General features: G+C 53.3%; 14 protein-coding genes and 1 other annotated feature. Of the genes, 12 read left to right on the forward strand and 2 right to left on the reverse strand.

From position 1 onward, the window contains the following. Positions 1 to 76 precede the first annotated feature (76 nt). Positions 77 to 859, forward strand: a complete 783-nt coding sequence (sigG, locus tag ACFO1S_RS19580; RefSeq protein ID WP_204601247.1) for an RNA polymerase sporulation sigma factor SigG — start codon at positions 77 to 79, stop codon at positions 857 to 859. Positions 860 to 1,389: 530 nt separating this feature from the next. Here sigG and ACFO1S_RS19585 read toward each other — a convergent pair. Continuing rightward, positions 1,390 to 2,307 (reverse strand): transposase, encoded by a 918-nt coding sequence (locus tag ACFO1S_RS19585; protein WP_204601248.1) that lies wholly within the window; start codon positions 2,305 to 2,307, stop codon positions 1,390 to 1,392. Positions 2,308 to 2,615: 308 nt separating this feature from the next. On the opposite strand from ACFO1S_RS19585, the gene ACFO1S_RS19590 reads away from it, so the two are divergent. From ACFO1S_RS19590 to ACFO1S_RS19630, 9 genes are all read left to right on the forward strand, one after another. Continuing rightward, positions 2,616 to 2,894: a YlmC/YmxH family sporulation protein gene (locus ACFO1S_RS19590; protein WP_204601249.1), complete on the forward strand. Its 279-nt coding sequence runs from the start codon at positions 2,616 to 2,618 to the stop codon at positions 2,892 to 2,894. A gap of 58 nt (positions 2,895 to 2,952) precedes the next feature. Continuing rightward, entirely contained in the window at positions 2,953 to 3,795 is an 843-nt protein-coding gene (pgeF, locus tag ACFO1S_RS19595) for a peptidoglycan editing factor PgeF (protein ID WP_378127392.1), read from the forward strand. Positions 3,796 to 3,802: 7 nt separating this feature from the next. Further along, positions 3,803 to 4,501: a YggS family pyridoxal phosphate-dependent enzyme gene (locus tag ACFO1S_RS19600; protein ID WP_204601251.1), complete on the forward strand. Its 699-nt coding sequence runs from the start codon at positions 3,803 to 3,805 to the stop codon at positions 4,499 to 4,501. Positions 4,502 to 4,503: 2 nt separating this feature from the next. Continuing rightward, positions 4,504 to 4,959 carry a cell division protein SepF gene (locus ACFO1S_RS19605; protein WP_204601252.1) on the forward strand — a complete coding sequence of 152 codons (456 nt, stop codon included), beginning with the start codon at positions 4,504 to 4,506 and terminating at the stop codon, positions 4,957 to 4,959. Positions 4,960 to 4,966: 7 nt separating this feature from the next. After that, entirely contained in the window at positions 4,967 to 5,233 is a 267-nt protein-coding gene (locus ACFO1S_RS19610; RefSeq protein WP_204601253.1) for a YggT family protein, read from the forward strand. A gap of 15 nt (positions 5,234 to 5,248) precedes the next feature. Further along, positions 5,249 to 6,034 (forward strand): YlmH family RNA-binding protein, encoded by a 786-nt coding sequence (locus tag ACFO1S_RS19615; protein ID WP_204601254.1) that lies wholly within the window; start codon positions 5,249 to 5,251, stop codon positions 6,032 to 6,034. Between the two features lie 106 nt (positions 6,035 to 6,140). Next, on the forward strand, positions 6,141 to 6,626 hold the full coding sequence (locus ACFO1S_RS19620) for a DivIVA domain-containing protein (RefSeq protein WP_204601255.1): 486 nt from the start codon (positions 6,141 to 6,143) through the stop codon (positions 6,624 to 6,626). 67 nt (positions 6,627 to 6,693) lie between these two features. Further along, positions 6,694 to 6,994, forward strand: a binding site (T-box leader). Between the two features lie 43 nt (positions 6,995 to 7,037). After that, positions 7,038 to 10,130, forward strand: coding sequence for an isoleucine--tRNA ligase (ileS, locus tag ACFO1S_RS19625; RefSeq protein ID WP_204601256.1), 3,093 nt, complete (start codon positions 7,038 to 7,040; stop codon positions 10,128 to 10,130). Positions 10,131 to 10,277: 147 nt separating this feature from the next. Beyond that, positions 10,278 to 10,685, forward strand: a complete 408-nt coding sequence (locus ACFO1S_RS19630; RefSeq protein WP_378127395.1) for a DUF5665 domain-containing protein — start codon at positions 10,278 to 10,280, stop codon at positions 10,683 to 10,685. A gap of 15 nt (positions 10,686 to 10,700) precedes the next feature. Here ACFO1S_RS19630 and ACFO1S_RS19635 read toward each other — a convergent pair whose 3' ends face one another. Continuing rightward, positions 10,701 to 11,423, reverse strand: coding sequence for a TraR/DksA C4-type zinc finger protein (locus ACFO1S_RS19635; protein ID WP_204601257.1), 723 nt, complete (start codon positions 11,421 to 11,423; stop codon positions 10,701 to 10,703). Between the two features lie 187 nt (positions 11,424 to 11,610). Here ACFO1S_RS19635 and lspA point away from each other — a divergent pair, with 187 nt between their 5' ends. Continuing rightward, the gene (gene lspA / locus ACFO1S_RS19640) at positions 11,611 to 12,153 is read left to right on the forward strand and encodes a signal peptidase II (protein WP_204601258.1); all 543 of its coding nucleotides are present in this window, start codon (positions 11,611 to 11,613) and stop codon (positions 12,151 to 12,153) included. Next, a complete protein-coding gene (locus ACFO1S_RS19645) occupies positions 12,134 to 13,096 on the forward strand; it encodes an RluA family pseudouridine synthase (RefSeq protein WP_204601534.1) in 963 nt (320 codons plus the stop codon). The genes lspA and ACFO1S_RS19645 overlap by 20 nt, the downstream gene beginning before the upstream one ends. Positions 13,097 to 13,139 lie beyond the last annotated feature (43 nt).

Raw genomic sequence — 13,139 nt, forward strand, 5'->3', positions numbered from 1 at the left:
GGTTCTCGAACGTTGGAATAAAAACCCCCTTCCCGGAGATACTTTACAATAACGCTGCTCCCCGGGAGGAATTGCCTTGACCCGTAACAAAGTGGAGATTTGTGGAGTGGACACCTCTAAGCTGCCCGTTCTCACCAATACCGAAATGAGGGAGTTATTTCTCGCTCTGCAAACCCAAGGAGAAATATCCGCCAGGGAAAAATTAGTAAACGGAAACCTGCGTCTCGTGTTAAGCGTTATTCAGCGGTTCAACAATCGCGGAGAATTCGTGGATGATCTGTTTCAAGTCGGATGTATCGGATTAATGAAGGCGATTGACAACTTCGATCTGAGCCAAAATGTTCGTTTTTCCACGTATGCCGTGCCGATGATTATCGGGGAAATTCGTCGCTACCTACGTGACAACAACCCGATTCGCGTATCCAGAAGCTTGCGTGATATCGCCTACAAAGCATTGCAGGTCAGGGATCAATTGACCAACCAGCATTCCAGGGAACCGACCATCCTGGAAATCTCCGAAGTGTTGAACGTATCCAAGGAAGATATTGTCTTTGCATTGGATGCCATTCAAGATCCTGTATCGTTGTTCGAGCCGATCTATCATGACGGAGGGGACCCTATATTCGTCATGGATCAGATTAGCGACGAGCGGAACAAGGATATCCAGTGGATAGAGGAGATTGCTTTACGCGAAGCGATGCGGAAGCTAAACGATCGTGAAAAAATGATCTTGTCCATGCGATTTTTCGAAGGCAAAACGCAGATGGAAGTGGCCGACGAAATCGGAATCTCTCAAGCTCAGGTTTCACGGCTCGAAAAGTCGGCAATTCAGCAAATGCAAAAGCACGTGAAAACCTAGACAACAGCATAATTGCAGCACCAAAGGGGATGAGTTGCTCATCCCCTTTGGCATTGTCCCGGAATCCCCTGTGCCATCCTCCTTTGGGCCATTATCCCACTCGCTCAGTTTAGCCGCTCCCTGTCCCCCCCCCCTTCCCGTCGCCCCTTCTCTACCTCATTCCTTCAATCTACTCTCCCGTTTTGCAGTCTTACGGCCGTTATCCCGTTCGTTCAGGACGTAAATATGCGGCTGCGTTGCAAATCAAGTATCTGAAACCTTCAGTCGGGGCTTCCTGAGCGCATGGGCTTGCTCGGATTAGCTTCCGATCGAAGCAGAAAAACTCACTGAGGTGAGGTTTTTAACAGCTTAAAAGTCAGCCGCTTTAGAGAAATCAGATAGGTAGCTTTTCCTTTTAGATGGATAAGAAGCTAAAGCGAATACGTGTCGGTGAGTTGAGGAATCGCTTCATTATTTTGGCATAGGTTTAAGGAAGTAAATAAGCAGTCCTCCATTTGTTTGGCAGATAAATGACGCAGGCGGAGATTGCTTTAGGCGCTTCTAAGGTACTCGTGGTAGGTTATTCTCCTTTGAGCCGAAAGATCCATTCGACCCGTTAGCTGAGGGTATGTCAGGGTGGGAAAAGAGGCGCAATATGTGAGTAATACATTAAAGCAGTAAGGGTGAAACCGGAGGTTCACATTGAAGCAGAACTGATCCAGATAGGACTGCAAGTGCTTTGGACCAATACCGCTAAAGATGTAGTTCATCCAAGCAGACGCTTGTTCTCCGATTTGGATTAGCTGCCTGTGCCGATTTCGACTAAATTTCAGCAGGACGGTGTCGATATCCTTGGTTTCCGGGCTGACATGATCCCGGATAAAGAGGCGGCTGCCTAATGGAGTTACGCGATCGTGAACAAGGTGACGATCTGAAACTTGTTTGATTTTCAGATGCGTTACTTGATGCTCGTTGTCCAGCGAGGCGCCAATCAACAGAGGCTGCTCCTGCGGATGCCTAAAGATGGTGGGGTTGTAGGGCCGGCCGTAGACGCCGCAATTAATGCGAACGATTCCGCTCAGCAGCACCTTAGAGTCGGCGGACGACATCGCATGACGTATTTTGTGACACATCAGCCAGGCGGTTTTGTAGGTTGTGCCAATCAGGGTTGACAGGCGAAGAGCGCTAATCCCGTTCGGCTGGGCATGCAGAAATAGAGCCTGGAACCATAAGCGCAGCGGTGTCCTGCTGCCCTCCATTATCGTGCCGGCAATAATGGAGGTTTGCGCACGGCAAGATTGGCATTCGTATAAAGGAAGCGTTCGGGTGCGAATGAAATAGTAACCCGCATGCTGGCAGCGAGGACATCGAAAACCCTCTGGCCATCTACTGGCGAATAGGGCGTCGATGCAAGTTGATTCCTTGTTGAAGTAATCGCAAAATTGCTCGAAAGTGAGGCTGTTTTCCATGTCGACCACCACCCGAATAGGAACATTTGTTCTCTTTTATTTTATGCTAAAATATGTATTTTTACAAGAGGAAAAACATTTTAAAGTGCATTTTTAGTTGATTAAGAGAGCGGGACTCGTTCTGAGCCAACGGGATAATGGCCCCAGGGAAAAGCGGATAGACAATCAACTAGGAGAACTGAGCGAAGGGGATAATGGCCGTAAGTGCTAAACAGCTTAACGACGACTGAACAAACCGTACATTTTTTCCGAACCGATCATATATTAAAGAACAGGGTACAAATGCCCGGTCGGACGGAGGAGCGGGGATGAAAATATCCGATTTTCAGACGAAGGACGTCATTAATATCGTGGATGGCAAAAAGCTGGGGCAAGTCAGCGATCTGGAGCTGGATTTGCGGCAGGGCCGCATCGATTCTATTGTGGTGCCGACCTCAACCCGGCTGTTCGGGATGTTCGGGGGAGGCCAAGACGTCGTGATCCCTTGGCGGAATATCGTTAAAATCGGGACCGATGTGGTACTCGTCCGACTGGACGACGCCAAGGTGTACCGGCTGGAGGACGGAGAGCAGCATTCGGGAAGATAGCGGGGCGGAGGCGCTTTCTTCCGATTGCGTTCCGGCTATGGTAAACTGGGAAGCGGAGGTGAGGGGATTGGAGCCATTTCAATTACCTAACGAAGATGATCGGTCTGCCTCGCTGCTGACATTCAGTACATGGGGCGAGGGAGAGCGGATTACTGCAGGATTCACGACAAGGCATGCAGGGAATGCGGCACTGCATGTAGGCGACGATCCCGAGAAGGTCATCCGCCATCGCTCGGCGATCGCAAGCGCGCTAAACTGGAAATTCGAAGCTTTCACATGCGCCGAGCAGATTCACGGAAACGACGTTCACGTTGTGACGGCCGAGGATGTAGGGCGGGGGAGAGACAACCGGGAAAACGCGATTCCGGATACGGACGCTCTTGTGACTGCGGAGTCGGACGTCTTGCTTGCGATGTTTTTCGCGGACTGCGTGCCTTTATATTTTCATGACCCCGTTACGGGGGCACTGGGCTTGGCCCATGCAGGCTGGAAGGGAACCGTAGCTGAAATAGCCGTTAGAACGGTGGAGAAAATGACGGAGGCGTTCGGCTCCGACCCTGCCAACGTCAGGGCGGCTATCGGTCCTGCGATCGGAAGCTGCTGTTACGAGGTGGACGAGTCCGTGTTGCGGCATATTCGTCCTCTGCTGGCTTCTCTAGGGCTGCCGGAGGGGGCGACTGAAGCCAATCCGATCGTTCAACCTAACGCAATAGGAGAACGAGCGCAGCTGGACTTGAAACATTTGAACCGACAACTTATGATAAAAGCAGGAATTATGCCGAGTCGCATCGAAATATCTTCATGGTGTACAAGCTGTCGCGCCGATTTGTTTTTCTCTCACCGCAAGGAGAAGGGGAATACGGGACGGATGATGAGCTGGTTAGGCAAGAAATCGAGGTGATCTTTTCGTGGGACTGCAAAACCGACTGCAGCTGGTGGAACAACGATTGGAGCAGGCCTGTGCGAGAAGCGGCAGACGGCGCGAGGATGTGCGGGTCATCGCCGTGACCAAATACGTAACGGCTAGAACGGCTGAGGCCGTCGTGCGGGAAGGCGTGACCCATATCGGGGAAAATCGCTGGCCGGACGCGAAGGCGAAGTGGGAGTCTCTCGGAAATGAAGCCATTTTCCATTACATAGGCTCGTTGCAGACAAACAAAGCAAAGGATGTCATCGGCAAATTCGACTATATCCATTCCTTGGACCGTATCTCGTTAGCGGAAGCGATACAGAAGCGTGCGCAAGCGCTCGACCTGAAGGTATGCTGCCTGCTTCAAGTCAATGTTTCGGGCGAGCACTCCAAGCACGGATTGGCTCCGGAAGAGGTAAAGCCATTCTTGGAGGAGCTTCGCAAATACGATCGCGTTAAGCCGGTCGGATTGATGACGATGGCTCCTTATGAAAGCGAGCCGGAAGCGACGAGACCGGTGTTCAGGGCATTGAGGCTGCTAAGGGATGATTTGAACGAATCGGCCGCTCTAAGCGAGCCGCTCACCGAATTGTCGATGGGGATGTCGAACGATTTCGAGGTGGCCGTTGAAGAAGGCGCCACTTGGGTGCGTTTGGGAACCGTGCTGGTAGGGAAAGAAGAAATAGAGGAGGGATAAGGATGGGTGTTATGAATCGATTTCTCAACTATTTGGGTTTGCAGGAAGAGCAGGAGCAAGAAGTGGAGCGCGAGCGCGCGGTCGATCAGGATGAACAAGAAATTGAAACGCCGACGTTCGAAACACGTAAACAATCAAGTAAGAACAATGTCGTTAGCATACATTCCCAGAAAAACGCCCGAGTTGTGCTCGTGGAACCTCGATCTTATGACGAAGCGCAGGAGATATCGGATCATCTGAAGTCGCGACGGTCCGTTATCGTAAATCTGCAGCGCGTCAGGAGAGATCAGGCCATTCGCATCGTGGACTTCTTGAGCGGAACCGTGTATGCCCTTGGCGGAAACATTTCCAAGCTGGGATCCGATATTTTTCTCTGTACGCCGGATTCCGTAGAAGTGTCCGGTACGATTACTGAGATGCTGTCCGAGGAATCCGCCGATTATCCCAAAATGAGGTGACACCAGGTTGGATCAAATAGAAAGCTATATTGGCATTCTGTATCGCATTTACTCTTACATGATCATTATTTACGTGCTCATGTCGTGGTTGCCTTCCGTTCGTGAAAGCTTTGTGGGAGAACTTCTGGGCAAGCTGGTTGAACCGTATTTAAGGCCGTTTCGCAGGCTGATTCCTCCGATTGGCGGCATGCTGGATATCTCTCCGATTGTCGCGTATTTCGCATTGGGATTTGTCGCACAGGGTCTTATCGCGGTCCTCAGATTCCTGTTCTAAGATAGGGGGTGCCCTATGACGCGTACGGAAATTTACGAGCATTTTCACCCGGATGAAAAAGCATTCGTGGACCGCGCCTGGGAGTGGGTCGAACGAGCCGCCGAACGTCACGAGACGAAACGGACGGATTTTCTCGACCCGCGCCAGGCGCATATTTTGTTTACTCTGGCCAATCGGGAGCCGGACGCGCAAGTGTTCCTGGGCGGAGGGAGCGTTCTGGCCGAGCGGCAAAGGGCGTTCGTTGCCCCGGATTACCGCGTACTCGACGCGGACGAGCTTGGAATCGTTGTGCTTGACATCACCTCCGACGATCGCAAAATCGCCGAGCTGGATCACGGCGATTACTTGGGCGCCTTGCTCGGTCTGGGAATTAAACGAGACAAAATCGGAGACCTCCATGTCAGCGAGGAGGGCTGTCATGCTTTAATTGCCGAAGAGATTGCAGATTTTCTCATCGGTCATATGAAACAGGCCCATCGCGTTGACGTGAGTGTCTCGCTGAGACCTCTGGCGGAGCTTCGCGAGGTGAAGGTCGAACTGCAGGAGCAAGTTCTCTCGGTAGCGTCGATGAGACTTGACGGCATTGCCAGCGATGTTTTTCGGCTTAGCCGGACGAAAATCGTCGCGCCGATTAAAGCCGGGCGCTGCCGGGTGAGCTGGAAGCCTGTGGAAGACCCCTCTCATTCCCTGCGAACCGGGGATGTCGTATCGATGAAGGGGTACGGCCGCTTCAAGGTGCTGGATGTGGAGGGCGTGTCGAAAAGCGGCAGGATTCGCGTGCGGGTCGGCAAATTTGTGTAGAACCCTAGAAGGAATTTTTCAGCTTTCGTCGAATTCAATTTCTGAATAGGACTGAATAGGCGATATGAAACACAGACATGGAATACATGACCAAGGAGGTGCACCGATGCCACTTACACCATTGGATATTCATAACAAAGAATTCGCCCGCCGCCTTCGCGGTTATGACGAAGATCAAGTCAACGAATTTCTTGACCAGATTATCAAGGATTACGAGGCGATGATTCGCGAGAACAAGGAATTACAAAATATGGTCGCCGCTTCCCAGGATAAATTGGGTCACTTCTCGAACATTGAAGAAACGCTGAGCAAGACGATCATCGTTGCGCAAGAAGCCGCCGACGAATTGAGAAACAATGCGAAAAAGGAAGCTCACCTGATTGTAAAGGAAGCGGAAAAAAATGCGGATCGGATTATTAACGATTCGCTTGCGAAATCACGCAAAATCGCGCTTGAGGTTGAAGAGCTGAAAAAACAGGCGACGATTTACCGCGCCCGTTTCCGCGCGTTGATCGAATCCCAGATGGAATTGCTGTCTCAGGACGGCTGGGAATCGCTGGACGGCCGCGAGCCTCGCGGGATTGAATCCTAGAGAATAGGCGTTCGCCGTTTGACAAATCTTATTCTAGAAAGTATAACTGGGATATGCGATTAATGCAGGAAGGTCGAAGACGGGAACGAGTAAGCGCAACATCCGAGCCCAGAGAGTTGGCGGTTGGTGCAAGCCAATGCAAGGAGAGCGCCGAATATCCTCCCCGAGACGCCCGCCGAATGCTGCGAGAACGGGTGACGTTATTGCAGTGAATAAGCGGAGCCGGTTGTCCCCCGTTATCGGGAACGCGCGTAACGCAACGACGATTCATCAGCCGTTAGCGATGCGCGTAGAGAGTTGTCGCCGTACTTCCTTATGGGAGCATCGGCGGAACAAGGGTGGTAACGCGAGCCGAGCTCGTCCCTTTCCAGGGGCGGGCTTTTTTATTTTTTCCAGAAGGGATGAATCGCGATGCAAAGAGTCGACGTTAAAGAAAAAGCCAGAGCCCGCGAGAAGCGCGTACTGGAGCAATGGAAGCGGGACGATACGTTCCGGCGTTCCATCGAAAATCGGGAAGGGAAGCCCAATTTTGTTTTTTACGAGGGACCCCCTACGGCCAACGGCAAGCCTCATATCGGCCATGTGCTTGGACGCGTCATCAAGGATTTCGTCAGTCGCTACAAAACGATGGCTGGCTACCGCGTCATCCGCAAAGCGGGCTGGGACACGCACGGCTTGCCGGTAGAGCTGGGCGTAGAGAAGCAGCTCGGAATTTCCGGCAAGCAGGAAATTGAAAAGTATGGCGTTGAGCCGTTTATTCTAAAGTGCAAGGAGAGCGTGTTCGAATACGAGCGCCAGTGGCGCGAGCTGACTGAAGCGATTGCGTATTGGACCGATCTCGACGATCCCTATATCACGCTGGACAACCGATACATTCATAGCGTCTGGCATATTCTGGCCACAATTCACGAGAAAGGGCTTCTGTACCGGGGACATCGGGTTAGTCCTTACTGTCCGTGCTGTCAGACGACGCTTAGCTCTCACGAGGTCGCTCAAGGCTACGAAGACGTGAAGGACTTAACGGCAACGGCCAAGTTCCGGCTAAAGGAATCTGGCGAGTACGCGCTTGCCTGGACGACGACGCCTTGGACGCTGCCCGCAAACGTAGCGCTTGCCGTTCATCCCGATCTGGAGTATGCGAGAGTGAAGCAGGACGGAGAAGTATACGTCGTGGCTTCCGCGCTGGTCGAGAAAGTCATGAAGGGCGAGTACGAAACTTTGGGTTCGGTGAAGGGAAGCCAGCTTGTCGGTCTTTCCTATGAGCCGTTATTCCCTTACGTGACCGTCGATAACGCCTATCGAATCATTGATGCCGAGTACGTCACCGATGCGAGCGGTACCGGGATCGTACACATTTCCCCGGCGCATGGCGAAGACGATTATCGGGCGGCCCGGCAGCACGATATCCCGATGCTGATGGTCGTGAACAGCGAAGGAAAGTATATCTCTGAAGTGACGGATCTGGCCGGCCGCTTCGTCAAGGACTGCGACGTGGACATCGTCAAGATGCTGTCCGAGAGAGGCTTGCTGTTCCACAAGGAAAGAATGGAGCACAGCTATCCGTTCTGCTGGCGATGCAAAACTCCGCTGCTGTATTACGCAACGGAAAGCTGGTTTATCAAAACAACTGCGGTCAAGGAGCAACTGATCGCGAACAATAAGACGATTGAATGGTATCCGGAGCATTTGCGGGACGGCCGTTTCGGCAAATTCCTGGAGGATCTGGTCGACTGGAACATCAGCCGTAACCGCTATTGGGGCACGCCGCTGAACGTATGGACCTGCGAGACGTGCGGCAAGGAAAAAGCGCCTCACAGCATCGCGGAGCTGCGGTCGCTGGCGATTGAAGAGGTGGCGGAAGAGATCGAGCTGCACAAGCCTTATGTAGACGATATTCATTTTCGCTGCGAATGCGGCGGCGTGATGCATCGGGCTTCCGAGGTCATCGACGTATGGTTCGACAGCGGCTCCATGCCGTTCGCCCAATATTTCCACCCTTATGGGGACGAAGAGAAGTTCCAAGAGCAGTATCCGGCGGATTTCATTTGCGAAGGCATCGATCAGACTCGGGGATGGTTTTTCAGCCTATTGGCGGTATCCACGCTGTATAATGGCAGAGCGCCTTACAAGTCGGTCATATCCACCGGTCACGTGCTGGATGAGAACGGTCAAAAAATGAGCAAATCGAAGGGGAACGTCATCGACCCTTACGAAATCATCGACGAGTTCGGTACGGACGCTTTCCGTTGGTCCTTGCTTGCGGACAGCGCGCCGTGGAACAGCAAACGTTTCTCGAAGGGGATTGTCGGGGAAGCGAAATCCAAAGTGGTGGATACGCTGGTCAACACGCACGCATTTTACGTGCTGTACGCCTCCATCGACGGCTACAATCCTTCTGAGCATGCCAAGGTGAAGTCCGGCAACAAGCTGGACCGCTGGATTGTATCGCGTCTGAACACGCTCATCCAGGAGGTCGTGAAGGGACTGAACGGCAATGATTTCCTCAACCCGGCCAAAGCGATCGAAGCATTCGTCGACGAGCTGTCGAACTGGTACGTGCGTCGTTCCCGCGATCGCTTCTGGGGCAGCGGCCTGACGGAAACGAAGCTGGCAGCTTATCAGACGCTGGGAGAGGTGCTGGTCACTTTGTCCAAGCTGATTGCGCCTTATACGCCATTCGTAGCAGAGGAAATTTACGGTAACCTGGGCGGCAAGGGAAGCGTGCATCTGGCGGATTATCCGCAAGCGGACGCCGCGGCAATAGACGCGGAGCTGGAACGGGAAATGGCCGCCGTTCGCAATATCGTAGAGCTGGCGCGCAACATTCGCAACGAAACCGGCCTGAAAACCCGCCAGCCTCTGTCCGAACTGCTTGTATCCCTGAGCGAGAGCTTTGATCTGTCCGGCTACGAGGAGATCGTGAAAGACGAGATCAATGTTAAAAGCATCACGCTCGTCAGCGACGACGGCAACTTCGTCAACTTCAGCTTGAAGCTGAACTTGAAGGTCGCGGGCAAAAAGTATGGCAAAAACGTCGGTCCGATCCAAAGCGCGTTCAAGGCCATGTCGAGCGAGCAAACAAGCAAAGTCGTTCAAGCGGGCAAGTATGAGTTCGTGTCGCCGGAGGGCGAGGCTTTGACTGTCGGGCTGGAGGAAATTCTTGTAGAGAAGGAGGCGAAGACGGGCTTCGCCTCCGCATCCGGCGGTGGTCTGACCGTCGCGCTCAATACGGAAATTACCCCCGAGCTGGAGCAAGAAGGCTGGGTGCGGGAGATCATTCGTGCCGTACAGGATACGCGCAAGAAGCTCGATCTGCCGATCGAGAAGAGAATCGATCTCGTGCTCGACGTAGATGCCGAACTGGAAGCGGCTCTTCGGGCGTTCGACCACGTGCTGAAGGACAATGTCCTCGTCAACTCCGTATCGTTCGGTAAGACAGGGGAGACCGATACCGTACAGGCCGGGGAAAAATCGATCGGCGTCGCAATCGTGACGGAAGCATAATTAGACGGGCAGTAAGCTAAACATAATAAGGAAAAAGAAAGACGAGCTCCAGGGCCGAAAGCGGGTCATTCCGCGATCGGCCGGGCTCGTTTTGCATTAGACAAGGTTGATCAGACAAGGAGAAGGACGCCTGAAGGGACGTGCGAGATGGGCGACAATCCCGGCAACAAAAGCAAGCCGAACACGCTTAGGGTCAAGCTTCGTCCGAAGGAGCCCGCTGCGGATTCGGCAGAGCTCCTCGCGGAGGAAACGAAGGATTTGAAGGGAACGCTCCGATTTTTGTCCGAGAAGCTGGAGCGGCTGTCCGTCGATATGGAGAAGGCGCAGCTAAAGGAATATGTGAATCTCATGCATCGCCCGTGGCAATTGATTTTTCGCAATTTTATCGCGGGGCTGTCGCGGGGCGTTGGAATCGCCCTCGGCTTTACCTTTTTCGCGGCTACGATTGTCTATTTGCTGCAGATTCTCGGCGCGTTGAACTTGCCGATTGTCGGGGATTACATTGCGGATATCGTAAGGATTGTTCAGCGCCAGCTGGAAATCAACCCTTACTAAGTTAAACATATCCCGTTATTCAAGCTCGTCCGGCTCAAGCAGCGGGACACCTTCGTGTTCAGCCATGTACCTGTGATAGGCGCGATTGCGGACAACCGATACGTGATGCCCCGTTATGTCCGTGGCGAGAAAGCTTTCCAACGGCTCGACGTAGCCGTCATTCTCCTCGGCTTCTATAGCCATATGATCGTAATCTTCTACATTGCCGCTCTCGGCCATGGCGGGACTGTTCGAGGTACCCCACGATTCGACGATCTGCCAGGCGTCTTCTCCGTCGAACCCGTTCTGCCCTTCCCGCTCGTCCAGACTTGTTCGTCCGAAGGGAGGCGAGAGGAAGGATTCCTCTGCCGGCCGATTGCGGGAAGGCTCTTGACGGGGCTCGTGCTCGATACAGTAAATCGCGGTCGGAAGAGCTTCCAATCGAGCTGCCGGAATAAATTTGCCGCAAGCGGCGCAGCGTCCGTATTCTCCCGTATCCATTCTCTCCAAGGCGGCGTTGACCCGCTCCAACCGGAATGCTTCTTTCTCCAGCAGGGCCAGATCTTTGCTTCGTTCGAACATTTCCGTCCCCGCGTCCGCAGGATGATTGTCGATTCCGGAAAGCTCCCCGGTGGAATCCCGATAAGAAGCCGCGAGGCCGAAATGGCCGTTGTCGTGTACCCGGCGCTCCAACTCGCCTTTTTCCTGCAGCAGCCGACGTTTCAGCGAATGGATTTTATCTTCGGTGAACTGCGACATCAGTCGATCCACTCCCTTGACATAGTTGGTTGAGGTTAGTTTACTCGGGACGAGGGTCTTTTACGTGCGGGAAAGACAGGGCATGTTTGGGCTTTCTGTCGATTTTTACTTGAGCTTCGTGGACGCTCCTTGGCGCAGTATGATAAAATCAACACGCAGGAGAATGAGATGAAGGGCGGAATAATGCATGCAACGTCGGGTATGGCCGGTTTGGGCCTATTACATAATCGCGGTTGTCGTCTTCATAGTCGATTATGTAAGCAAGAAAATCGTAAGTCACAACGTCGAGCTGAACACCGAGAGGATTCCCGTGATCGGGGACTTCTTCATTCTCACTCATATCCGCAATCGAGGGGCGGCCTTCGGGATGCTGCAGGAGCAACGGCTGTTCTTTCTGACCATCACGGTCGTTGTAGTCGGCGGTATCCTCTGGTACTTGCATCGCTCCTACCGTACGGGGACGGCTATGCTGCTGATCGCGCTGGCGGTCATTCTGGGCGGTGCGGTCGGCAATTTTCTTGATCGCGCGCGATACGGCGAAGTCGTGGATTTCTTGCAATTCAATTTCGGTTCCTACACGTTTCCGATTTTCAACCTTGCCGATACCGCGATTTGCATAGGCGTCGGATTGGTGATTCTGGATGCGCTGCTGACCATGAAACAGGAGAAAGATTCGAATGACGATGGAGAACAATCCGAGAATAACCGCGATGAACGGCAAACCGTCTGAGGAGGCTGCTTCTGCCGGGGAATACGATTATGAGTGGTCGGTCGAAGAGGGCCATGCAGGCGAACGGGTAGACAAGCATATCGCTCAGGAGCTGGCGGATCAAGCCTTCTCCAGATCGCAGATTCAGGAATGGATCCGGACTGGAGCGGCCGCGGTCAATGGACAAGCGGTGAAAGCGAACGTCAAGCTGGCGCTCGGAGATCGCATTTCGATCGTTTTGCCGGAGCCGGAGCCGTTGGAAGCTTATCCTGAGAACATTCCGCTGGACGTCGTGTACGAGGACTCCGACGTGATCGTGATCAACAAGCCGAGAGGCATGGTCGTGCATCCGGCGGCGGGACATCCGAACGGAACAGTCGTGAATGCGCTTCTGCATCACTGCCGGGATCTGTCCGGCATTAATGGGGTCATGAGACCCGGCATTGTTCACCGAATCGATAAGGATACGTCCGGCTTGCTCATGATAGCGAAAAACGATCTTGCCCACGCTTCGCTGGCTGAGCAGCTTAAGGAGCATAGCGTTACGCGAAAATATCGCGCTCTGGTGTACGGGGTAATGCAGCATGACAAGGGGACGATAGACGCTCCGATCGGCCGGGCCAACCACGACCGCAAGCTGTATGTCGTAACCGACAAGAACAGCAAGCATGCCGTGACTCATTTTGCGGTAAATGAGCGGTTCGACGAATACACGCTGCTGGAGCTCAAGCTGGAGACCGGCCGAACCCACCAAATCCGCGTCCACATGAAGTATATCGGCTTTCCGCTGGTCGGAGACCCTGTGTACGGCGGGAAGAGCGGACGCACGCTCGGGATGAACGGACAGGCGCTTCATGCCGAGGTGCTGGGTTTCGTTCACCCGAGAACGGGCGAGTATAAGGAGTTCGCCGTTCCGATTCCGGAGGATATGCTGCACGCGATTGAGATTCTGAAAACGCGATAGTCTGCCGCTTTCGTGGACAGGCGCGGTGATTTCTGCAAATGAT

Source organism: Cohnella boryungensis (genome assembly GCF_042651945.1).
GTDB lineage: Bacteria > Bacillota > Bacilli > Paenibacillales > Paenibacillaceae > Cohnella > Cohnella boryungensis.